Origin of the sequence: Ruegeria sp. Ofav3-42 (genome assembly GCF_022347725.1) — a bacterium.
Lineage (GTDB): Bacteria > Pseudomonadota > Alphaproteobacteria > Rhodobacterales > Rhodobacteraceae > Ruegeria.
In genome coordinates, this window is record NZ_JAKRGB010000009.1 from 112,072 (window position 1) to 133,306 (window position 21,235).

Consider the following 21,235-nt stretch of genomic DNA (forward strand, 5'->3'; position numbering starts at 1 on the left):
GCCACCATGCTTGATAACGCAAAGTCAGATGACGAGCTGCTGTTTCGCCAAGCCGTGCAACTCGTGTGGAAAGAAAAGAAGGCTTCGACCAGCTTTATCCAGCGCAAGTTGGCCATCGGCTACAACCGCGCCGCAAAGCTGATTGAGCGCATGGAAAAACTGGCCATCGTTTCAACCCCTGACAACGTGGGCAAACGTGATGTGAACGGCCCCGAAGACATCGTAAAGGTTTTGCGGCTGCGCGATGACCTGATGGACGCGGTTGGCGCAGACAAGACCGAAATGATCCTGAACGCGCTGACCAAAGGCTTCCAAAGCCTACCCGGCTTCGGGGCACCCCCAGCCGAGCCATCAATGAAACCGGACCCGGAATTTGATGAGGCCAAGGATAAGGCCCATCGCGTCACCGCCGCCGAACTGCGCTCATTCATCGAACGCATTGAGCGCCTGGACGCGGAAAAGAAGGACATCGCCGAACAGCAGAAAGAGGTGATGGCCGAGGCCAAGGCGCGCGGCTACGACACCAAAATCATGCGCAAGGTGATCGCCCTCCGCAAGCGCGACAAAGACGATATCGCCGAAGAACAGGCCGTTCTGGACATGTACACCGAAGCGTTGGGGATGTGATTATGAGCAGCCCAACCAAGATCGAATGGACCGAACGGACATGGAACCCGGTTGTGGGCTGCAGTCTGGCGTCCCCCGGCTGCACAAACTGCTACGCCATGCGCACGGCTTACCGGATGTCGAAGAACCCCAAGACACCGCAATACCACGGCACCGCCAAGCTGGCGAACGGCAAGCCGGTGTTTACCGGCAAACTGGCCCTAGTGGAAAAAGCCCTGCTGGAACCGCTCAAGCGCAAGACGCCCACCACCTATTTCGTCAACAGCATGGGCGACCTGTTCCACGAGGATATGCCGGACGAATGGATTGACCGGGTGTTTGCCGTGATGGCGCTTTGCCCGCAGCACACGTTTCAGGTGCTGACCAAGCGCGCAGATCGGATGCGGGCGTACTTGAACGACTTACGCACCCCCAACCGCATCTGGAACCGCATTCTAGGTGTTGAACTACCCAAGCACTATCAGGGTGACGTAATCCACGCGCTCAAAAATATGCCCCTGCCGAACGTCTGGCTGGGCGTGTCGGTCGAGGATCAGAAGCGTGCTAACGAACGCGTTCCCGAGCTGCTGGCCACGCCCGCCGCGATCCGCTTCATCAGTGCAGAGCCGCTGCTCGGGCCGGTCTATCTGAGCCTGCTGTCACTTGGCCCGGGCAAGTATCCTGGCCTGCGGGCAGTGGGCGACACGCTTGATGCCCTGTCAGGCGAAAAGGTCGAGGGGACGCAAAGCGGCTATCTGAGATCCCAGTTCGGCGCGGCAATTGATTGGGTCATTGTGGGCGGCGAAAGCGGCCCGAACGCGCGTGCCATGCATCCGGATTGGGTGCGCAGCCTGCGCGACCAGTGCAAGGCCGCTGGCACCGCGTTTTTCTTCAAACAATGGGGGGCATGGACTGTCGAGATTGACCGCGACAGGGACGATCCTGATTGGCGCGCGAACTACTCGAAAGCGCACCGTGACGGCTGGTCGATCCTGAACCTTGCAGGCGGAATCGGCTTTCACGGGGAACGCGTATGCCTGATGCGCCGCACCAGCAAGAAAGCCGCTGGCCGGTTGTTGGATGGCCGGGAATGGAACGAGATGCCCGAGAGGGTCGCGGCATGAACTGGTACGCCGAACAGCGCCAGAACTGGATTGGCGAAATGCTGCGGATTTACGGCTTCATTAACCGCAGCCACATCGTCGAGAAATTCGGTTGCTCACCACAGTCAGCCGGACACGACCTGACCAAATTTCAGGCCAAGCATTCGGATTGGGTCCGGTACGACAACCGCCGCAAAGCCTACATCAACACAAACGCATAGAGGGAACCATGATGGCAAGCCCCAAGGAAAACGGTGAAACACTCGGCATCAAGGATGTTTCATTGCTGCTGGCGCATCAAGCCAGAGAACTATTCGGTGGCAACGGCTCCGATCCGCGCCAGCCTTTCGTCGCCCTGATGACCGCCGCCGCTGTTGCTGGCCACATCATCAATCTCAAACCCGAAGAAATGCACTCTGTCTTGGATCAGGTGATGGATATCGCCGAAGCCGCGTTGCTCGAAGCGACCGAAACCAAACAATAGGGAACCGGAGCCGATGACATACGAAGACGCAAAATCAATCTGCCATGTCAGGTCCGCAATATTTCGGACCAGCGAACCAAAAAAGAAGTTTTGGAAAAACCGCTCTGTTCCGCTGGATGAGCGCGTTCCGGACGAATGGAAATCAGCAACCGACTGGCAGGAACACGACCCACGCGAAGCCGCCTACGAAGCGCTCGCATAGAAAGGAAACACGATGGCCGAACTTGACATTAAACACACGGTGAAAACCGTGCGCAGCCCAACCGAAGCGGGTTTGTATGGGTTCGCAGAAGGCCTTGGCAAAGCTCTGGGGTTCGCAATTGTCGGCCTTGCCGTTCTGTGGGGGCTGACGGTTTACCTGCCCGACGATGACGACACGGCACAAGCCGACCCTGCGACTGAGCAACGTTAAAGGAGCCAGCGCATGCCCGGAGACTGGTTCAGCCGCAATGCTCAAGGCTTTTGGTGCAACTTTTGCGGCGACCTTCTGAAACCTGATTTCCACTTCGGCGACGACTCCGAATGGGACGAATACGAGGCCGAGCTTGAAAACGGGAATTGCAGCAACTGCGGCGCACCCGACGAGTTCGAACCTGACGCAATCTGAAAGGAATCATTATGCCAGAACTGCCCATCAAGGACGCCCGAGACATCGCCGAAAAGCGCGGCTGGGATCAGGTCATCATTGTCGCGCGCAAGGTCGGTAACGATGGCTATGAGCATGTCGTGACCTACGGCAAGGACAAGGCCCATTGCGAGGCCGCAGCGCGCGCCGGAATGGCCATCAAGCACCACCTGATGCGCTGGCCGTGCGCCCTGTTTGACAGCGCCCTGCGCGTTCTCGGCGTTGGCCGCGACGCGGACAACCCGAAAGCCCTGTCTGTTTCTCTGGCAGAAGAACCCTCGGACCAGGACATCCGGGCAATCAGCGAAATGCTATCACTCACTACGAAGTCACCCGCCGAAGTCGAAGCGGGTGCATAGAGGGAAATCTGAATTGGGCGCTATTGTTAGATACCACGGCGGAAAAGTTCGGCTGGCTGAAAAGATCACCAGCCTGTTTCCCGGTCATGATGCCTATGTCGAACCGTTCGGCGGGGGCGCTGCCGTGTTGCTGGCCAAGGTCCGGTCGCGCCTCGAAGTCTACAACGATCTTGACGGGGATATGGTGACGCTATTTCGGGTTTTGCGGGACAACTCGGCCGCGCTGGCTGAGGCCATCGCCCTGACGCCATTTTCCCGCGCCGAACACCAGCTATCTTACGAGAAATGCGATTCAGACCTTGAACGCGCCCGCCGCGTGCTGATCCGGTCGCACTTCGGACATGGATCATCCGGCATTCATCGCAAGACCGGATTTCGTGGAGCTGGTATGCGTGCCGGTACGCTACCCGTCCACCTGTGGCAAACGCTGCCAGAGGCCGTGCAGCGCACAGCGGAACGGATGCGCGGCGTGGTCATTGAACAGCGCCCAGCGATTGACGTGATGCGGACCAACGATGGACCAACCACGCTTCACTATGTTGACCCGCCCTATCTGCCGGAAACACGCGACAAGGGCAGCGACTACCGCCACGAAATGACGGTCGATGAGCATAGCCAACTGCTGGACGATTTGCAGGGCCTGCAGGGCCATGTGGTTCTGAGCGGCTATGCGTCTGATCTGTATGACACCGCCCTGTCAGGCTGGCGGCGCGTCGAAATCAAAACCCGCGCGGATCGCGCAGGAGAACGCACGGAAATTCTGTGGATGAACTTCGCAGATGATCTGTTTGCGACCATGTGTTGAAGGAACCGACCCCATGTCCATGATGCCCCCGACCGGATCGTTTATCATCGACAACGGCAAGTCGCCGGAACAGTGGTGCGAGCTGCTGGCCGAACGTGGCATCGACATCAGCCCGCGCAGCCTGCGGGAAAAAGCCCGCAAACACGAAGCTTGCCATATCATTGGGCGGGCCATGATTATCACACCTGAACAGTTGAATTTGATTTTGGAGAATTGCTTATGCCGCTCGAAGCCTACAAACGGGGCAAGGTCTGGTGGGTCAAGGGCCGGATCGAATACAACGGGCTTGCCATTACAGACTACTACCGGTGCAGCTCTGGCGCATCTACAGAAGCAGGCGCAAGGGACTGGATCAGGGCCGAAGAGGAAAGGCAGATCCGTTGTCACGTCCTTGGAGAAGAAGCGGCGCTGACCTTTGCCGATGCGGTGATGCTCTACAAGGCCAAACCCGCCGAGGCCAAGTTCCTGATCCCGATTGTCGAACAGATCGGCCATGAATTTGTTCACAAGATCACGCCCGGTCAGGTCCGCGACCTTGGCCCGGTGATCTACCCCAAAGCCTCAACCGACACGTGGCACCGCCAGATCATCACCCCTGTCTCTGCCGTAATCAACAACGCCCACGACAAAGGCAAATGCCACCCGATCCGAATCCGATCCTTCACGTCGCAGCAGCGCATCGATCAGGACAAGATACGCGGCAAGCAAAGCCGCCCCGAACGCAAGGCGGGAAGCTGGGAGTGGATCAGGGCCGTCCAGCCGCATGCCAATCCGTATGTGGCGGCAGGGCTGGAATTCATGTTCGAAACCGGTGTGCGGGTCTCGCAACTGGTGGCGATTGAGCCGAAGCACTGCGATCTGCAAAACGGGCGCGTCAAGATCATCGCCTCAAAAGGCCACCCGGAACAGTGGGTTTCCATCTCGACCGCGCTGGTGGTGACGATGGCCAATCTCAAGCCCAGAGCGCCGCACAACCGCCGCCACCACTACAAGCTGCCCAGGCGCATGTTTGGCTATGCGGATCGATCCGGCTTCACCGCTGCGCTGCGCACGGCCTGCAAAGCTGCCGAGGTCGACTATCTCAGCCCGCACCAGGCAGGGCGGCACGGGTTCTACACCGAATTGCGGGTGCGCCAGGGCGTCGATCCGGTCACAGCCGCCAAGGCGGGACGCTGGTCGAACCCGGCGCTGCCGGACAAAATCTATGCCCATGTGGAAGGCGATGACCGCGAAATGAGAGACCGGATTCGTACAGGGGCCGTACAACCGCTGAACGCAAAGCGGGTCAAGAGGTTGAAAAAGTAAGGGAATTTGGTGTTTCTATTTTCCCTTGGTAAGGGAGAGGTCGAGAGTTCAATTCTCTCCAGCAGCACCATCCAATCCTTTCGGTGAAAGTATGCGCTGCTCGGCAGAGCGCCGGACATCGCCATCCCGACAGTCCTGCTGGCGGAAGGCTCGACTGGGTCGATGCGATCTAGGATCTTACGATGTTTCTTGCGGTCGCCCATCACGCGTTAACGGGTCTTCGCCTCGACCCGAAGCTACCTGTGCGGGTTGAATGGTGTTCCACCGGCTTGCGTCATCGCATTTGCAACGATCATTCAGGCATAACTCCTGTTGTGTATTTGGTCGCATAGGATGGCGATCGCCGACAAGCTGTTCGATTATTTTCCAATCGACGTCTTCGCGTCTGAATGGATCAGATTACACGCCGCAATGGCACAATCCGTGATAGTCGTCTTGGGTTTACCATTGCATTCTGCAGGCTCCTGACCGGCATAAGATCGGACTGGCTGATCCGCCTTCCAAATTGGCTATCTGATCGTCGTATTGAAATACCCCTGATGAAATCACGAGACGCGTGATTCAAACAGGCCGTGCGTTGTGCGTCAGATTCTGGGAACCGACGCAGACAGAGCACCGGTAAGCGAGTTTTTGATTTCCGCAGGAATTTCCCGACCCTGTTCCTGCAGCTTTGCCGCAATCCATCCGGCCGAGTGCCCTCGGCGCCCAACCTTGTTCGAATACGCGGCGGCCGGGGTGGTCACGTCTTCCCCAACCAGCGCCATTGATACCTCAACCTCGGAATCCGACAGCGACATCCTGACCGCGCTGAAAACATCCATCGAGACCTGCAACGTATGATGTTCCAGCCGATGTGTCGCGTCACTCAGCATCCGCGTGCAATACGCCGACAGGAAATACCAGCGGAAAACCCTGAAAACCCGGGCTTTTGACCCACGCGTGTCAGCCTCGAAATTCACAGCACTGGTCAGCTCTGCAAAGGCGGCTTTCCCCAACTCGGCTGCTTCGCAAATCTGACGCTCACGATTTGCAAGTACGGCGGCATCATGAGCGGGGCGCAATTCTGAATTACCGGTCTCCAGGTGCATTGCTGTCCTCCATCGTTAATACGTGATGAAGATATGAAAACTGATCGCATCGCCTGATTGCGATTTACGGCCAGGTTTTCCTGTTTCAATTGCTTTTTTGGCCACTTTCAAAATCTGGTCCAACAAATTTGATCCTACTAAATGGCCTGCTTTCCGTCTTTCGGTCAACCAGTGAGTTGGGGCGAACATTAAGGATTTAGCTAAAACGCACACATATCTGACACGATCTTGTAAAAGTTATGCCCATTTCCGCATCTATGAATACCTAATCCTGCTGACCAGTTTACCAGTACAGTTTTAACGAGGGGGTACGAAGCAGGACCAGGGGGTGAGCGCCTGTCCGGCCAGGCTCGCCTTTGGACAGAGACGCTCCCCCCGTCCTCAGCGATCAGTCTATCTTGTTCTTTTGCGCATGCGGCGTCACACCAAAGCTTGATCTGTACACGCGCGAAAAATGCCCTGGATTCTCAAAACCGCAGGCCATGGCGACCTCGGTTACCGAAGCCTCTGTCTGCAACAGCAGTTTCTGCGCGCGCTCCAGCCGCAATTCCATGAAGTATTTTTTGGGCGAGGTGTTGAGGTACTTGCCAAACAGCCTTTCCAACTGACGCGTCGAAATGCCAAGATCCTCGGCAATCTCAGATGGAGACACGGGTGCTTCGATGCAGTCCTGCATGATGTGAATGGCCTTAGCGAGATGCGCATTCCGCATTCCGTTACGCGATTGCAGAGACACGCGCTGCTTGGCCGTGGCATTGCGCACGGCGTTATAGACCATCTGGTCAGCAACCGCGACGGACAGTTCCTCGCCGTGGTCACGCTCGATCAAGTGCAGCATCAAATCCGCAGTCGCCGTCCCACCCGAGGCGGTAATGTGCTTTTCATCCGCTACAAAGACACTGCGAACCAAATTCACTTCCGGGAACGCCTCCATAAAAGCATCATGGTACTCCCAGTGGATAGCGGCCTGCATCCCGTCCAGAAAACCGGCCTCTGCCAGCAGCCAAGCGCCCGAGCACAAGGCCCCGATGGCGGTTCCACGGGCCCGCTCGCGCCGCAAGGTCGCAAGCAAGGGTCGCGAGACGTGGTTACGCATATGAATGCCCGAAAGCACGAACAACTGATCGGTTTTGGGCAACGCGTCCAACCCACCATGGACCAAGGTCACCGACCCGTTGGAGCAGACCGCCTGTTCGCCATGCTCAGAAACAAATGACCATTCATACAAGTCTTCGCCGCTGACAAGGTTGGCAATACGCAGCGGCTCTACCGCGCACGAAAATGCAAGGTGCGAGAACTCCTCAATCAGGATGAAAGTCATGTGGCTGGGTTGGCGCATGGGGCGTCCCGTTCGGCTGGATCTGGTCGATGGTTTATGCTGCACGATTTTTTTATGTATACAAGTTGTATTTTCTTAGCATACAGAGAATGCACGGAGTAGCCAGTACGATTCGCTCCAAGACCGTTGGAGGAACGGATGAAAGACGACGCCAAGTCCCGCAAAGCTGAATTGATGGAGCATCTGAAAGTCTCAATCCTGACCCTGCGCTTGCAACCCGGCGCGGATCTGGACGAGGCCCATTTGTCGGACGCCTTCGGTCTGTCCCGCACGCCGTTGCGCGAAGTGTTTCGTCAATTGGCCGGCGAAGGCTATCTGGATCTGCGCACCAACCGCAGCGCCCGGGTGTCCGAAATGTCCTATACCACGCTGCGCGATTTCTTTCTGGCCGCACCCATGGTCTACGGCGCAATCCTGCGGCTCGCCGCTTTGAATGCGACCAAAGCGCAGATTGATGACCTGAAAGACGCGCAACAAGCGTTCAAAGCCGCGTTGCGTTCGGGATCAGGCGAAGACCGCGCGCTGGCCAATAACCGCTTTCACGATGTTACCGGTGAGATGTCAGGCAATGTCTACTTGTTGCCTTCGTTCAACCGGTTGCTGATTGACCACGCTCGGATCGGCATGACCTTTTACCGGCCTCAATCGACCGAAATGTCTGACAACCTCTCGTTGGCCAGCCAACAACATGACGCCATCATCACGGCCATTGAAGCGCGCGACGATGCCACGGCCGCGCAACTGGCCGTGGATCACTGGAACCTGTCGCGCGATCAGATCGAAATGTTTGTAATGCCTGACGCGCTGGATGTCCCAATGGGCACCCCACCCCTTTCGAAACCTGCATGAGGACGGAATGAACCCCATTTTCAAATTTGAGGGGATTTATACCCCTGTAGTCACGCCTTATTACGCCGATGGCAGCGTGAATTGGGACGCTCTGGCGCAGGTGATCGAGCACCTGATCAAGAACGGCGTGCACGGCCTTATCTCCGGCGGGTCGACCGGCGAGAACTATGCCCAGACCGTCGAGGAACGGCTGGAATTGGCGAAGTTCACCCATGACCAGTTGAAGGGCCGTCTGCCGCTGGTCGTCGGCACTGGCGCAATGCTGACACCGGATTCGATTGCGTTGGCGTCCGGCGCGCGTGAGATCGGCGCGGATTCCATCCTGCTCGCCAGCCCGCCCTATTCGGTGCCCACCGACCGTGAAAACGCGCTGAACGCCTTGGCTATCGACAAGGCCGCCGACTTGCCAGTGATGCTGTACAACTATCCGCATCGCACCGGCACGATGATGGGTGAAGAGTTCCTCGACCGTGTAGGTCGCAGCCGGAATTTCTGCGGCATCAAGGAAAGCTCGGGCGATATCAACCGAGTGCACCTGCTGGCGCGGGACTATCCGCATATCCAGCTGGGTTGCGGCATGGACGATCAGGCGCTGGAGTTTTTCGCATGGGGCGCGCCGTTCTGGGTGTGCGGCGGGTCGAACTTCCTGCCAGCCGAGCACGTGGCGCTGTATCAGGCCTGCGTGATCGAAGGGAACTTCGCCAAAGGCCGCCGGATCATGTCCGCGATGATGCCGTTGATGCGAGTGTTGGAACAGGGTGGCAAATTCATCCAGACCATCAAACATGGCGTGACCATGAACGGCATCGACGCGGGCGCGATGCGGCCCCCGCTGAAAGGTTTGAACAAAGACGACAAGCGCGCGCTGGAACAGGTGACGCGCGTGCTGAAAAAGACAATCGCAGATATCGTGGCGGAGGGCTAAGGCATGGAATTGCTGACACAGGACGAATACAAATCCATCGCCGCAGGCCTGACCCTGCCCACCGGCGCTTTTATTGACGGCGCGTACCGCCCGGCGATCTCAGGTGAGACCTTTGAGACCGTGAACCCGGCGACCGGTGAAAAGCTGGCTGACATAGCCGCCTGCGGCGCGGCGGATGTAGACTTCGCTGTTGAAAAGGCGCGTGAGGCGTTCGACGACGGCCGCTGGTCGAAACTGCATCCTTCGGACCGTAAGGACGTGCTGATCCGCCTGTGCAAGCTGATGACCCGCAACACCCGCGAACTGGCGGTGATGGAGAGCATCGACAGCGGCAAAACCATCTTCGACTGCGAAACCGTGGACGTGCCCGAAACGATCCACTGCCTGAAATGGCACGCCGAGGCGATCGACAAGATCTATGATCAGGTTTCGCCCGCCAGCGATGATCACATTGCAATGGTGGTGCGCGAACCGATCGGTGTTGTCGGGCTGGTGCTGCCGTGGAACTTCCCCCTGCTGATGCTGGCGTGGAAAATCGGACCAGCTCTCGCCGCAGGTTGCTCAGTGGTAGTCAAACCGGCGGCGGAAACCACGCTGACCGCGCTGCGCCTCGCCGAACTGGCGATGGAGGCCGGTCTGCCGCGTGGCGTGTTGAACATCGTCCCCGGTGACGGAGCTGACGTGGGCGAGCCCATAGGGCGGCACATGGATATCGACATGGTGTCCTTCACCGGATCGACCATGACCGGCAAACGGTTCCTGACCTATTCTGCCGAAAGCAACGCCAAGGAAGTGGTGCTTGAAATGGGCGGCAAGAACCCGGCGATCGTTATGGACGACGCGGAGAACCTCGACCGTGTGGCTGCACATGTCGTGAATGGCGCATTCTGGAACATGGGCGAAAACTGCTCGGCCTCGTCCCGTTTAATCGTACACAAAGACGTTAAAGCAGAACTGCTGAAGCGCATCGCGCATCACGCAAAACATTGGAACATCGGCAACCCGCTGGACCCGGAAACCCGCATGGGAGCGCTGGTCAGCGAAGGCCACTACAACAAGGTTTGCGGTTATCTGGATCAGGCCGAGAATGTGGTGATCGGCGGCAAGGCGGACAAAGGTTTTGTCGAAGCCACCGTCGTCGAAGTCCCCGGCAACGACGCCACTCTGGCGCGGGAAGAGATCTTTGGCCCGGTTCTGTCGGTGATCGAGGTTTCGGGTTTTGACGAAGCCATCAAGATCGCCAACGACACCGAATACGGACTGTGTGCGTCGATCTTCACCGCCAACGCCAAACGTGCCATCCGTGGTGCACGGGCGATACGAGCGGGCACCGTGACGGTCAACAGCTTTGGCGAGGGCGACATCACAACGCCGTTCGGTGGATACAAACAGTCCGGCTTTGGCGGGCGCGATAACTCGGTCCATGCGCATGACCAGTACACCCAGCTGAAAACCATCTGGATCGATCTGGCCGACGACGCCGACGAGGCGGTCGATTGACCGCCTTTACCGCAAAACGGCTGCCCCGGCAGACAGGACCGGCGGGATGGAATGCCATCCTGCCGCCGCAGCCTACCCTCCCACGGCTCGAGCAAAACACCACGGCCGACATCACGATTGTCGGCGGTGGGTTTGCTGGCCTCAGCGCAGCGCGCAGGTTGCAGCAACTCGACTCGACGCTAAAGGTCGTCCTGTTGGAGGCCGGGCGCTTTGCCGAAGGCTCGGCCGGGCGAAACTCGGGCTTCATGATCGATCTGCCGCACGATCTGGCGTCAGATAACTACGCCGGTGACGGGCTAGAGGCAGATCGGGCGACCATTGCCCTGAACCGCCGCGCCATCGCATTTGCGACTGACGTTGCCCACGACTGTGACCTGACGGATGAGACCTTCGACCCCTGCGGCAAGTTCAACGCCGCAGCCACCCGGGCCGGAGACCGTCACAACCGCGAATTCGCCCAGCATCTGGAGCAGTTGGGAGAACCCTACACGCTTTACGATCGCCAGCAGATGCAGGAGATCACCGGCAGCCCGCATTACACATCAGGTCTCTATGCACCCGGAACGGTCATGATCCAACCTGCCGGATACGTGCGAGCGCTGTCGTCGCATTTGGCCGAGAAGATCGATCTTTTTGAAAACTCGCCAGTGACCGCATTCGAAAAACAGGGGTCAGGGTGGCTTGTGAAAACCCGCGACGCGCAAGCGTCGACGGGCCGTATCATTCTGGCAAACAACGGCCACCTTGAGAGCTTTGGTTTTTTTGAACACCGCCTGATGCACATCTGCCTGTATGCGTCGATGACCGAACCGCTGACGCCCGAGCAGATAAAAACGCTCGGCGGCCTGCCCCGGTGGTCCGTCACACCGGCGGATCCGATGGGCACGTCGGTCCGGCGTATCTCGGGCAGCTACGGCGACCGTCTTTTGATCCGCACATGCTCCAGCTTCCACCCGACGATCGAGACCAGCCCAATGCGATTGCGCAATGCGGGTTGGGTGCATGACCGCAAGTTCCGCGAACGGTTCCCACACCTGCCCGATGTTCGGATGGAACACCGCTGGGCCGGTATGCTGTGTCTCAGCAGGAATGGGTCAACCGCGTTCGGGGAACTGGAAAACGGCGTGTTCTCCGCCTGCTGCCAGAACGGTCTGGGCATTGCCCGCGGTACGTTGCAGGGCATGGGTGTGGCAGAGCTGCTCACGAAAGGCGGATCGGACATCGCCGATCATTTCCTGGCTCAACCGATGCCGCCGCGCCTTCCGCCCGAACCTTTCGCGTCATTGGGTGCGAACAGCTATCTGATCTGGAAGGAATGGCGTTCCGGTAAAGAGTAAGCCTGCCGGTTAAGGCAGGCTGAGCTTTGTCATACGACCGCCATCTACCGTGTAGACCTGCCCGGTGATAAAACTGGCGTCTTCAGACGCAAGATACGCGACCAGAGCGGCAACCTCTTCGGGTCGGCCCGTCCGCGCCACGGGGTGGATATGTCCGATATCGCGACGAAATGCGTCCGGGTCCGGCTGTGCTTTGATAAAGTCCATGTTCAGCTCGGTGTCGATCCAACCCGGGGCCACGGCGTTACACCTGATGCCGTCGCCCCCATGATCCACTGCGACGGAGCGCGTCAGGCCGTGCAGCCCCGCCTTTGTCGCGCAATAGGCGGCGTGACCGGGATTGCTGCCCAACCCTTCGATTGATCCGATATTGACGATGGAACCGCGCGATTGACGCAGATGAGGCAGGGCGGCCTTTATCAGCAGAAACGGAGCTGTCAGGTTGACCGATAAATTGCGTTGCCAGTCATCCAGGCTCATCTCTTCGACTGAGGCTTCCTGCATCATACCCGCGTTGTTCACGAGGATATCCAACCGCCCCGCCCTCTCGATAACCTGCGAAACAACCGAACTCGGGCTGTCCGGGTTGCTGAAATCGGCTTCGATACCCTCGAAATTCGGGTCCTCACCGCGTTGAGCAGTAAGAACACGGGCGCCGTCACTGCGCAGCCGCTCGGCAATGGCCCGGCCGATCCCGCTGCGCCCGCCGGTGACAAGGGCGGTTTTGCCTTCAAAACGGGTCATGATACCGGCTTGCCTCCGTTCACCTCCAGCAACGCGCCGCAAACATAGCGCGATGCGTCCGACGCCAGAAACAGGATCACGTCCGCGATATCCTCAGGTTCGGCGATACGACCCAGCGGTACGGTCTGACCCAGTTCGGCCACCGCAGTATCCGGGTCGAACCCGCGTTTGGCAAAGCCGGACCGCAGCATTGGCGTGTTCACCTCATTCGGGCAAACGGCATTTATGCGGATACCCTGATGCGCGTGATCCATCCCCATACATTGCGTCAGAGAGGCTATGGCCGCCTTGGTCATGCAATAAACGGCGTGGTTCGGGCCCGGGCGCAGCCCCCAGCAGGAAGCCGTGTTGACGATTGCTCCACCCCCATTGGCCGCCATGATCGGAATTGCCGCGCGGCAAATGCGGAACGGGGCCTCGACATTTACGCCCAGCGACAGCGCCCAGTCCTGATCCGAGGTGTCGGTGACTGCGCCGCGTGAGATGACGCCTGCGTTGTTGACGACGATATCCAGCCCGCCCAGCGCATCCGCAGCTTTCTGCGGCAAGGCATCGGCGTACGTCGCATCCAGCAAATCACCGGGCAGATGCGCCTCGGCTTCGATCCCATCGACCGAACGGTCGGCAACGGCAACCCGCGCACCGGCGGCGCGCAGGCGCTGTACGAGTGAAGCTCCGATCCCACCAGCGGCGCCCGTGACCAGAGCATTTTTTCCTTCGAATCCCATGAACTGCTCCATCAGAAAGACGCGACCGGCGCGCCAAAGCGGGTTTCGTCGGGCACAACGCCCAGACCCGGGCCAGTTGGCACTTGTATATGCCCGGCCTCAATCCGAATTCCATTCTCGGGATCGTAGTTGCCCTCGATGTACGGCGCAGCCAACCAAACGCCTTCCAGAAGATCGGGCCGAACCGTTGCGCCAATATGCGTGCAGGCAGCGGCGATAACGTCTCCACCCCAACTGTCATCGCAGGTATGGGGCAAATTGCGCGCCTCGCAAATGTCTCGAAACGCGCGCATGGGCTGCAAGCCGCCGATACGCGTGACCTTCATGCCGAACCCATCGACCAGACCGGTTCCTGCCGCAGTAATCACCGTGTTTAGGCTGGTGCTGTTTTCATCCATGTAGATCGCGTGGCTGACCTGTGGTCGGATCTTTTGCAGATCTTCAATCGTGTTGCAGGGTTGCTCCATCACAAAGGGAACATCCGGGCATTCGCGGCTGACCCGCAACGCGTCACGGGTTGTCCAGCCACGGTTCCCGTCGACGGCAAGGCGCATTCCAGATCCGCCGATTGCCTCCCAGACTTTTCGGATGGTCTCGATGTCTAGCTCCACCGGCCGTCCGCCAACCTTGATCTGAAGGCGCGGATAACCTTCGGCCAGTTTGTCCGCTGCCAGACGCGCGATGTCATCCGGGGCACCTACACCTGTGGCGTAATAGGACGGAACTTTGTGTGTAACAGCGCCGCCCAGTAGGTCGGATACGCTGACCCCATGGTGCTTGCCCAGCAGATCGTGCACGGCGATGTCGATCGCGGCCTTGGCGTAGTTGTGGCCGTTCAGCAAGCTGTCCATCTGGCGGTGCAGGCTTAGCGGCGAAACCTCTGACCCCAAAAGACCCCGGGCCATCTGCGCCAATGCAGCACGTGCCCCGGCTGCGTGGGCTTCTGCATAGGTCGGGCCGACCGGGCAGGTTTCGCCCCAACCGACCAGACCGTTGTCGGCAACCAGTTTGACCAAGGTTGTATCCAGTGCCCAGACCTCAGCCTTTGCCATGGTGTAAGGGCCGTTTTTGACCGGCAGATCGTGACTGTAGATGTGAATTTCGGCGATTTTCACGGCTTGTATTCCGTAATGCTGTTTAAGGAAAAAACCCGCCCAATGGTCCGGGCGGGTGAGTTTCGGGGGATTTGATCTCAGTAACTCTGGTTCAGCTCGTCGGCCGCTGGAATCTCGCGCTCGCGCCGCGCGATGTAATCCAACAAGGCTTCGTTTTTGGCTTCATCCAGTTTGGGTTCCTCATACTCAGCCAACAGGGAGCGGGCGCGGTTCAGGGCACGTTCGGTTATTTCGACACTACCTTCGGCCTGCCATTGCTCGATCGAGTTGTTGTCGAACAGTTCGGGCATAAAAAATGCGTTCTGGAAATTGTCCTGCGTGTGCGGGTGGCCCAGGTAATGGCCTCCGGGACCAACATCGGGAACGGCGGTGATGGCCTGATCGAAATCGTGCCACTTCGGACCCTCGGCCATGCGGTACGCCATCGCGCATTGTTCGGCATCGACGATGAATTTGGCGACCGAGCAGTGCATCCCGGCCTCATTCCAACCCGCGCTGTGCCAGATGTAGTTGGCACCGGCATGAACAACCGCCTGCAACGTCGTCGCGGATTCGTATCCGGCCTGTGCGTCAAACGTCTTGGCTCCGCCCAACGTGTTCGAAGTGCGCCACGGCACTCCGTAGTGACGCGCCATCTGACCGATCATGAAGTTCATCAGGCTGATCTCGGGCGTGCCCGCCATCGGCGCGCCGGACTTCATCGACACGGTCGACAAATAGTGACCATAGATCGCCGGAGCACCTTTGCGGATCACCTGCGTATAGGCCAGCGCACTCAGTGCCTCGGCATTCAACTGCGCTACGGTAGCCGGAACGGAAGCCGGCGTATTGGCCCCGCCCAGCACGAAGGGCGAGCACAGAACAGGCTGTTTACGACGGCAGAACGCCCGCATTGCACCCAGCATGGTTTCGTCCCAAACCAGCGGCGAATTGCCATTGCAGTTACCCGTTGTGACTGGATGATCCTCAAGGAATTCTTCCCCGAACAGGATCGCGCACATATCCATCACGTCCTCGGCATTTTTGGGCGAAGTGGTCATCCCCATGAACGTCTTGTCCGAGTGCTTCATCGACGAATAAGTAATCCGCAGGTGCCGTTGACTGATCGGATGATCGTAGGGCTCGACGATGTGGTGCGCCGAGCTGTGCAACGCGGGCATCATGTGGCTCAGCTTATGGAACATTGCCAGGTCGTCCAGCAACGGGTTCCGGCGCACGTCGTCCAGATCACGCAGGAACGGCGCTCCGGTCATCGGCACAAAGATCGAGTGCTTCCCACCGAGCCGCACGTTCTTTTTGGGGTCACGCGCGTGATAGGTGAAGTCGCTGGGTATGGTCGCGATAAGCTCGCGCACCAGTCCGCGGTCGAGATAGACCAACTCACCTTCAACCTTGGCGCCGATCTTCTTCCAGTCTTCCAGAGCAATTGGGTCGCGGAACTGAACGCCAACATTCTCCAGAATGTCCATCGAGGCGTTGTCGATGCGTTCAACCTGGCTGCCGTCCATTACCTCACACAAGGGAATGCCTCGGGTCAGGCCGGGCAGCATTTCAAAGTTCGGGGCGGTGCGCATGGCGCGGCGGGCAGAGCGTCCGCCTGAGCGTGTCGCAGTACGAATGTTCACGGGGCAATCCTCCAATCTTGTGGTCAGACTGACGGATTCGGCGGCTGCGCACCTCACTGATTGCGATATCTGTTTGCAGGAAGCGACACCAATCCGGAACGAAAAACGCCGCCCCGGTTGGGGCGGCGCCTACTACCTTATGCGAACGCGCGCTTATTCAGCCGCCTGCGATTCCGCCGCCAGCTTGTCGCGCTGGCTATCGCGGAAGAGCGCCTTGGCCAGCGACACGCACATAAGACCCATCACCATGGTAAAGGGCAGCGCGCCGATGATCATCGCATTGCGCAACGCATCCATCGGGTTGTTGTCCCCCGCCGCCAGGATCAGCGCGCCGATCACAGCCGTCAGGATCACACCCCAGATGATGCGGTGCTTGATGCCGGTTTCCTGGCTGCCACCGGACATGATGGTGTTCATCACCAGAATACCCGAGTCCGCCGACGTCACCAGGAAGGTCATGATCAGGATCACGCACATCACGTTCAGCATGGACAGCAGCCCACCGTCGATCATGAAGGACAGGGTGGCGAACAGCTTGTTGGTGTTCGACGCACCGATGATCGCACCTTCGGCGGCACCTGCCAGCTCAAGGTCAATCGCGGTTCCGCCCAGGATGGTCATCCAGGCAAAACACACCAGTGCCGGTGCAAAGACACAGCCCAGGATGAACTCACGCACAGTACGGCCTTTGGAGATGCGCGCCAGGAACAGACCAACGAAAGGCGAGAACGCGATCCACCAGGCCCAGTAGAACGTGGTCCAACCGGCTTGCCAGCCGAACTGACGCCCCTGCTCACCGGCAGCGTATGCTGCGGCCAGCGTTGCCTCGTCCAGCTCGGCAGCCGCGCCTTCCAGACCGCTCTTGAAGCCATCAAAGCTGCCCCAGGCGTTGGTTGCACCACCCATCAGAGCGTCGGCATGTGCCTGTGCCTCTGCGGGCAATGCAGCGGCGAACGCTTCGGCAGACAACGGACCGTATGCACCAAAGCTCAGCGAGATGAAGTGCAGGATGTAGTCCACCATCGCCGTACCATAGGTGGTCATGGCAAAGACGAATGAACCGAAGACCACAAACGTGCCCAGCAGGATGATCGACAGAACCAGGTTCAGGTTCGACAGGTACTTAACACCCCGGCCAACACCGGACACAGCCGAGATGATCGACAGGCCCATGATAACGACCAGACCCGAGATCAGGCCCACTTTGCTGGGGGTCGGCACTTCGCCACCCAGATCCATGACCCATTCCATGCCGGTGATCGCGTAAACGCCATCGATGAACTGGCTGACACCGTAGCCGATGGTTACCGAAACACCGAGGATTGTCGCAACGACACCCAGAACGTCAACAACATGTCCGAGGAAACCGTTCATCAGGCGACCAAACAGCGGTGTCAGCGCCGAGCGGATCGTCAGCGGCATACCGCGCGTATATGCATAGTAGGCGAGCGACAGACCGGTGACGACATAGATCGCCCACGCGTGGAAACCGTAGTGCAGGAAGGTAAAGCGGTAACCCGACTGCAGCGCCTCGGGCGTGTTGCCCTCGACCGCGCCCGAAACGACAACGGGATTCGATCCCCACAGGCCCAGCGGTTCGGCTGTAGCAAAGACCATAAGGCCAACGCCCAGACCTGCGCCGAACATCATCGAAAACCACGAAAAGTTCGAAAACTCAGGCTTTTCACCCGGTGTTCCCATGATCCGACGACCCGTGGCAGGAAGGATGGCGACAATGGCGAGGAAAAAGAAAAACGCGCCGACGATGATGATGTAGAAGCTGTTGAAGATTTCCAGCAGTTGGCTGTTCAGGGTGCCCAGTGTGCTGGTTGCGTTCGCCGGAAAGACCAGCGCCCACAGAACAAGAGCCACCATGATGCCCTTACTGATCAGGGCGATTGGGACGCTATAGTCTTCATAGAAACCGGCATCAGCCGTTTCTATTTCAACGTCCGTAAAGGGTTCGGGTATCGACATGTTTCTCCTCCGTGTGTCGTTTTCTGTCTTGGGCCTTTTGCTGATGATCGACCGTTCAAGGCACGGAATGTTGAGGACGATGCGACAGCGGGCGTCTGGTGTCTTTGTATTTCTCAATGTTCAGAACCCAGCACGACAGGTGCGCGGCCGCATGGCTCGACGCTTTCTGAGTTGCGGTGAATTCAACACAGAGACTTTGTGGGCTGCATTCAGTCTTACCAACCGGGGATGAGTTCCGCGCCTCCTTCACTTGCCCTTTCGGCCTTTCCGCGGTCAGTTTGAGACGTCGCTTTTAGGCAGAACCATCTTGCGACGCCGGGCATTTTCACCCAGAAAGCCTGCTGAACACGACATTTGTTGGTGAAACTGACTATAGTGACGCACCAATCTAAATTCGGCCAGAACCGACGCATTGACGAAAAATGCGACATCCCCTGCGAACGTGAGCCAAAAAAACACTATTTCGTTCAGAGACCTCTGGCTTTCACCTTCAAAAAAACTAAAACTGGGTTGATAAAAACTAAACTGTAACCTAGCAGCGATTCACCAGCCACTATGTCCAGACGCCACTACAACCTGCCGCCGCTGACAACCCTGTCCGCTTTTGAGGCAGCAGCACGCCACCTGAGCTTCAAGAACGCCGCCGTCGAACTGTCGGTCACACCCGGCGCGGTCAGCCATCAGATCAAAGCGCTGGAAGGCGATCTGGGCACCCCTTTGTTCCAACGCAAGCATCGCGGAGTCGATCTGACCGAAGATGGCAAAGCGCTTTATGAGGCCCTGTCCAAATCCTTTGGCCGAATCTCGAACACCCTGAACACAATCCGCGACAGATCGACGGCCGGCAAGGTTACCGTTGGCTCGACGACTGCGGTTGCGGCGCTTTGGCTATCCCCGGCCGTCATCCGGTTCTGGCGCGATATGCCCGAGGTCAATGTCGACCAGTTGTCCCAGGACCGTCCGTTCCGCGATCGCCCAGACGTCGATTTTTTCATCCGCTACGGGCGCGACAGCGATCCGAACCTGTCCCACACGCCGCTGTTCCGCGATCACCTCGTTCCCGTTGGCAGCCCGGAGGTCGCCGAACGCCTGAATGGCGCCAACCTCGAAGAACTGACGGCTGAACGGTTGATCCATCTGGATTCGGAAGACCGCACATGGACAACCTGGCCCGAATGGTTTCAGCAATTGGGTTTTAACGGCGCTGTGCCAATTGAATCTCGCGTCAACAGCTATTCCGTTGCACTGCAGCTTGCCCGCAAGGGCGCGGGACTGGCTTTGGGTTGGCAGCGCCTGATTCAACCGATGCTTCAATCCGGCAAACTGGTGCCGATTGGCCCGCACCAGGTGGCCGCCCCCAACCAGTTCTACCTTGTTGGGCGCCCCGAAGAAGAGCTTTCCGAAAGCGCCCGCGCTCTGAAAGCATGGATCATTCAAGAGGTGCAGGAAGGTTCGGTTTAGGTGAAATCACCCACTGATGAGCTTTTCTGGTATTGAGACCAACAGGTTCGATCCGCCAATACGGAAAAAGATACATCCAGCAAAACCTCAGGAGAGCCCGATGAACAAGCATAGCGCGCTGTCTTCCGTTCTGGCCGACGTCAACGTCGCAAATGGCCTGCCGAATGAACATTATATCGACCCGGCTGTTTTTGACGAAGAAAAGCGCTCCGTGCTTTATGCCAATTGGTCCGGGATCGGGTTTGGTAAAGACGTGCCGGAAGAAGGCGATGCGAAACCGGTCGACTTTCTGGGCATGCCGCTTCTGATCGTCCGGGACCGCGACGGCGAGGTTGGCGTGTTCCAGAACACCTGCCGTCACCGCGGCATGATCCTGGTGGACACTCCGCGCAAAATTGGCGGTGCGATCCGATGCCCCTATCACAGCTGGTGCTACAGCCTGAAGGGCGAACTGCGCGCAACCCCTCACGTCGGCGGCCCCGGCCAGAACAAACACGAGGATGTCAAACGGGAAGACCTGGGCCTCGTGCGCGTGCGTTCGTATGTCTGGCGTGACGTGATCTTTGTGAATGTCGACGGCAACGCGCCCGAATTTGAAGAGGTCCATGGCGCCCTTCTGGAGCGTTGGAAAGAGTTTGATAAACCCGTTTTTCACGGCGGTGAGACGTCCTCGTTCAAGCTGGAGGTCAAAACCAACTGGAAACTAGCCGTCGAGAATTACTGCGAAAGCTATCACCTGCCTTGGGTGCATCCCGGACTGAACAGCTATTCCCGCTTGGAAGACCACTACAACATCGAGTTGCGCGGTCAGTATTCCGGTCAGGGCACGTTGGTCTATCGTCAGTTGACCGATCAGGATGGCGCGACCTTCCCTGACTTCGAAGGCCTGAGCGACAAATGGAACGAAGGCGCGGAATATGTGGCCCTCTACCCAAACGTCCTGCTGGGTGTGCAGCGCGACCACGCCTTTGCCATCGTGCTGGAGCCGGTGGACCACGAAAACACCGTCGAGCACATTGAGCTCTACTACGCCAAAAGCGTCGAAGACACGCCCGAGCATGACGGTCTTCGCGCCTCGAACGCACAATTGTGGAAAACGGTGTTCGAAGAGGATGTTTTCGTCGTTGAAGGCATGCAGAAAGGTCGGCACGGGATGTTATTCGACGGCGGCCGGTTCTCTCCGGCGATGGACGGTCCGACGCATAACTTCCACCATTGGGTGGCGACGCAGATCGAAAACAGCCGCGCGGAATAACCCTT

Annotated in this window: 23 protein-coding genes, 1 tRNA gene and 1 pseudogene; 18 read left to right on the forward strand and 7 right to left on the reverse strand. The window is 58.5% G+C overall.

The features are described 5' to 3' along the window. Nucleotides 1–6 precede the first annotated feature (6 nt). The 12 genes and pseudogenes from MHN28_RS14505 to MHN28_RS14560 all read left to right on the forward strand — a co-directional run. Nucleotides 7–192 (forward strand): annotated as a pseudogene (locus tag MHN28_RS14505) (DNA translocase FtsK); the annotation flags it as partial. 162 nt (nt 193–354) lie between these two features. Continuing rightward, nucleotides 355–627: a DUF2312 domain-containing protein gene (locus tag MHN28_RS14510; RefSeq protein ID WP_239343070.1), complete on the forward strand. Its 273-nt coding sequence runs from the start codon at nt 355–357 to the stop codon at nt 625–627. Between the two features lie 2 nt (nt 628–629). Further along, complete coding sequence (locus MHN28_RS14515; RefSeq protein WP_239342651.1) at nt 630–1,730, forward strand: phage Gp37/Gp68 family protein; 1,101 nt, start codon at nt 630–632, stop codon at nt 1,728–1,730. Further along, entirely contained in the window at nt 1,727–1,930 is a 204-nt protein-coding gene (locus tag MHN28_RS14520; protein ID WP_239342653.1) for a hypothetical protein, read from the forward strand. The genes MHN28_RS14515 and MHN28_RS14520 overlap by 4 nt, the downstream gene beginning before the upstream one ends. A gap of 8 nt (nt 1,931–1,938) precedes the next feature. Beyond that, nucleotides 1,939–2,193, forward strand: coding sequence for a hypothetical protein (locus tag MHN28_RS14525; RefSeq protein ID WP_239342655.1), 255 nt, complete (start codon nt 1,939–1,941; stop codon nt 2,191–2,193). Nucleotides 2,194–2,206: 13 nt separating this feature from the next. Further along, the gene (locus tag MHN28_RS14530) at nt 2,207–2,395 is read left to right on the forward strand and encodes a hypothetical protein (RefSeq protein ID WP_239342657.1); all 189 of its coding nucleotides are present in this window, start codon (nt 2,207–2,209) and stop codon (nt 2,393–2,395) included. 12 nt (nt 2,396–2,407) lie between these two features. Next, on the forward strand, nt 2,408–2,605 hold the full coding sequence (locus tag MHN28_RS14535; RefSeq protein WP_239342659.1) for a hypothetical protein: 198 nt from the start codon (nt 2,408–2,410) through the stop codon (nt 2,603–2,605). 12 nt (nt 2,606–2,617) lie between these two features. After that, nucleotides 2,618–2,800: a hypothetical protein gene (locus tag MHN28_RS14540; RefSeq protein ID WP_239342669.1), complete on the forward strand. Its 183-nt coding sequence runs from the start codon at nt 2,618–2,620 to the stop codon at nt 2,798–2,800. Nucleotides 2,801–2,811: 11 nt separating this feature from the next. After that, nucleotides 2,812–3,177: a hypothetical protein gene (locus MHN28_RS14545; RefSeq protein ID WP_239342680.1), complete on the forward strand. Its 366-nt coding sequence runs from the start codon at nt 2,812–2,814 to the stop codon at nt 3,175–3,177. 13 nt (nt 3,178–3,190) lie between these two features. Beyond that, nucleotides 3,191–3,982, forward strand: coding sequence for a DNA adenine methylase (locus MHN28_RS14550; protein ID WP_239342691.1), 792 nt, complete (start codon nt 3,191–3,193; stop codon nt 3,980–3,982). 219 nt (nt 3,983–4,201) lie between these two features. Beyond that, nucleotides 4,202–5,287, forward strand: a complete 1,086-nt coding sequence (locus MHN28_RS14555) for a tyrosine-type recombinase/integrase (protein ID WP_239342701.1) — start codon at nt 4,202–4,204, stop codon at nt 5,285–5,287. Then, a tRNA-Thr gene (locus MHN28_RS14560) sits at nt 5,284–5,357 on the forward strand. Before MHN28_RS14555 ends, MHN28_RS14560 begins: the two co-directional genes overlap by 4 nt. A 514-nt stretch (nt 5,358–5,871) precedes the next feature. On the opposite strand, the gene MHN28_RS14565 is transcribed toward MHN28_RS14560, so the two are convergent. Further along, complete coding sequence (locus MHN28_RS14565) at nt 5,872–6,375, reverse strand: hypothetical protein (protein ID WP_239342703.1); 504 nt, start codon at nt 6,373–6,375, stop codon at nt 5,872–5,874. 388 nt (nt 6,376–6,763) lie between these two features. After that, complete coding sequence (locus tag MHN28_RS14570; RefSeq protein WP_239342705.1) at nt 6,764–7,714, reverse strand: GlxA family transcriptional regulator; 951 nt, start codon at nt 7,712–7,714, stop codon at nt 6,764–6,766. Between the two features lie 138 nt (nt 7,715–7,852). Here MHN28_RS14570 and MHN28_RS14575 point away from each other — a divergent pair, with 138 nt between their 5' ends. The 4 genes from MHN28_RS14575 to MHN28_RS14590 are packed head-to-tail and all read left to right on the forward strand — an operon-like array spanning nt 7,853 to nt 12,325. Continuing rightward, a complete protein-coding gene (locus MHN28_RS14575) occupies nt 7,853–8,563 on the forward strand; it encodes a GntR family transcriptional regulator (RefSeq protein WP_239342707.1) in 711 nt (236 codons plus the stop codon). Nucleotides 8,564–8,570: 7 nt separating this feature from the next. After that, a complete protein-coding gene (locus tag MHN28_RS14580; protein ID WP_239342715.1) occupies nt 8,571–9,488 on the forward strand; it encodes a dihydrodipicolinate synthase family protein in 918 nt (305 codons plus the stop codon). 3 nt (nt 9,489–9,491) lie between these two features. Continuing rightward, entirely contained in the window at nt 9,492–10,988 is a 1,497-nt protein-coding gene (locus MHN28_RS14585) for an aldehyde dehydrogenase (protein ID WP_239342717.1), read from the forward strand. After that, nucleotides 10,985–12,325, forward strand: a complete 1,341-nt coding sequence (locus tag MHN28_RS14590) for an FAD-binding oxidoreductase (RefSeq protein WP_239342719.1) — start codon at nt 10,985–10,987, stop codon at nt 12,323–12,325. Before MHN28_RS14585 ends, MHN28_RS14590 begins: the two co-directional genes overlap by 4 nt. Before the next feature lie 9 nt (nt 12,326–12,334). Here the strand turns inward: MHN28_RS14590 and MHN28_RS14595 are convergent, their stop codons facing one another. The 5 genes from MHN28_RS14595 to MHN28_RS14615 all read right to left on the reverse strand — a co-directional run bounded on the left by MHN28_RS14595 (nt 12,335) and on the right by MHN28_RS14615 (nt 18,514). Then, nucleotides 12,335–13,069, reverse strand: coding sequence for an SDR family NAD(P)-dependent oxidoreductase (locus MHN28_RS14595; RefSeq protein WP_239342721.1), 735 nt, complete (start codon nt 13,067–13,069; stop codon nt 12,335–12,337). After that, the gene (locus tag MHN28_RS14600) at nt 13,066–13,797 is read right to left on the reverse strand and encodes an SDR family NAD(P)-dependent oxidoreductase (protein ID WP_239342723.1); all 732 of its coding nucleotides are present in this window, start codon (nt 13,795–13,797) and stop codon (nt 13,066–13,068) included. The genes MHN28_RS14595 and MHN28_RS14600 overlap by 4 nt, the downstream gene beginning before the upstream one ends. A gap of 11 nt (nt 13,798–13,808) precedes the next feature. Next, the gene (locus MHN28_RS14605; RefSeq protein WP_239342725.1) at nt 13,809–14,912 is read right to left on the reverse strand and encodes a mandelate racemase/muconate lactonizing enzyme family protein; all 1,104 of its coding nucleotides are present in this window, start codon (nt 14,910–14,912) and stop codon (nt 13,809–13,811) included. Nucleotides 14,913–14,989: 77 nt separating this feature from the next. Further along, nucleotides 14,990–16,537, reverse strand: coding sequence for a trimethylamine methyltransferase family protein (locus tag MHN28_RS14610; protein WP_370645721.1), 1,548 nt, complete (start codon nt 16,535–16,537; stop codon nt 14,990–14,992). 153 nt (nt 16,538–16,690) lie between these two features. Beyond that, nucleotides 16,691–18,514, reverse strand: coding sequence for a BCCT family transporter (locus MHN28_RS14615; RefSeq protein ID WP_239342727.1), 1,824 nt, complete (start codon nt 18,512–18,514; stop codon nt 16,691–16,693). Between the two features lie 555 nt (nt 18,515–19,069). Between MHN28_RS14615 and MHN28_RS14620 the strand changes: the two genes are divergently transcribed. Continuing rightward, nucleotides 19,070–19,975: a LysR substrate-binding domain-containing protein gene (locus MHN28_RS14620; RefSeq protein ID WP_239342729.1), complete on the forward strand. Its 906-nt coding sequence runs from the start codon at nt 19,070–19,072 to the stop codon at nt 19,973–19,975. A gap of 100 nt (nt 19,976–20,075) precedes the next feature. Continuing rightward, nucleotides 20,076–21,230 (forward strand): aromatic ring-hydroxylating dioxygenase subunit alpha, encoded by a 1,155-nt coding sequence (locus MHN28_RS14625; protein ID WP_239342731.1) that lies wholly within the window; start codon nt 20,076–20,078, stop codon nt 21,228–21,230. Nucleotides 21,231–21,235 lie beyond the last annotated feature (5 nt).

Bases quoted from the DNA above. Each gene is read 5' to 3' on its own strand.
- MHN28_RS14510 (WP_239343070.1), top strand. From the start codon at position 355: ATGAAACCGGACCCGGAATTTGATGAGGCCAAGGATAAGGCCCATCGC.
- MHN28_RS14515 (WP_239342651.1), top strand. From the start codon at position 630: ATGAGCAGCCCAACCAAGATCGAATGGACCGAACGGACATGGAACCCG.
- MHN28_RS14520 (WP_239342653.1), top strand. From the start codon at position 1,727: ATGAACTGGTACGCCGAACAGCGCCAGAACTGGATTGGCGAAATGCTG.
- MHN28_RS14525 (WP_239342655.1), top strand. From the start codon at position 1,939: ATGATGGCAAGCCCCAAGGAAAACGGTGAAACACTCGGCATCAAGGAT.
- MHN28_RS14530 (WP_239342657.1), top strand. From the start codon at position 2,207: ATGACATACGAAGACGCAAAATCAATCTGCCATGTCAGGTCCGCAATA.
- MHN28_RS14535 (WP_239342659.1), top strand. From the start codon at position 2,408: ATGGCCGAACTTGACATTAAACACACGGTGAAAACCGTGCGCAGCCCA.
- MHN28_RS14540 (WP_239342669.1), top strand. From the start codon at position 2,618: ATGCCCGGAGACTGGTTCAGCCGCAATGCTCAAGGCTTTTGGTGCAAC.
- MHN28_RS14545 (WP_239342680.1), top strand. From the start codon at position 2,812: ATGCCAGAACTGCCCATCAAGGACGCCCGAGACATCGCCGAAAAGCGC.
- MHN28_RS14555 (WP_239342701.1), top strand. From the start codon at position 4,202: ATGCCGCTCGAAGCCTACAAACGGGGCAAGGTCTGGTGGGTCAAGGGC.
- MHN28_RS14565 (WP_239342703.1), bottom strand. From the start codon at position 6,375: ATGCACCTGGAGACCGGTAATTCAGAATTGCGCCCCGCTCATGATGCC.
- MHN28_RS14570 (WP_239342705.1), bottom strand. From the start codon at position 7,714: ATGCGCCAACCCAGCCACATGACTTTCATCCTGATTGAGGAGTTCTCG.
- MHN28_RS14575 (WP_239342707.1), top strand. From the start codon at position 7,853: ATGAAAGACGACGCCAAGTCCCGCAAAGCTGAATTGATGGAGCATCTG.
- MHN28_RS14580 (WP_239342715.1), top strand. From the start codon at position 8,571: ATGAACCCCATTTTCAAATTTGAGGGGATTTATACCCCTGTAGTCACG.
- MHN28_RS14585 (WP_239342717.1), top strand. From the start codon at position 9,492: ATGGAATTGCTGACACAGGACGAATACAAATCCATCGCCGCAGGCCTG.
- MHN28_RS14595 (WP_239342721.1), bottom strand. From the start codon at position 13,069: ATGACCCGTTTTGAAGGCAAAACCGCCCTTGTCACCGGCGGGCGCAGC.
- MHN28_RS14600 (WP_239342723.1), bottom strand. From the start codon at position 13,797: ATGGGATTCGAAGGAAAAAATGCTCTGGTCACGGGCGCCGCTGGTGGG.
- MHN28_RS14615 (WP_239342727.1), bottom strand. From the start codon at position 18,514: ATGTCGATACCCGAACCCTTTACGGACGTTGAAATAGAAACGGCTGAT.
- MHN28_RS14620 (WP_239342729.1), top strand. From the start codon at position 19,070: ATGTCCAGACGCCACTACAACCTGCCGCCGCTGACAACCCTGTCCGCT.
- MHN28_RS14625 (WP_239342731.1), top strand. From the start codon at position 20,076: ATGAACAAGCATAGCGCGCTGTCTTCCGTTCTGGCCGACGTCAACGTC.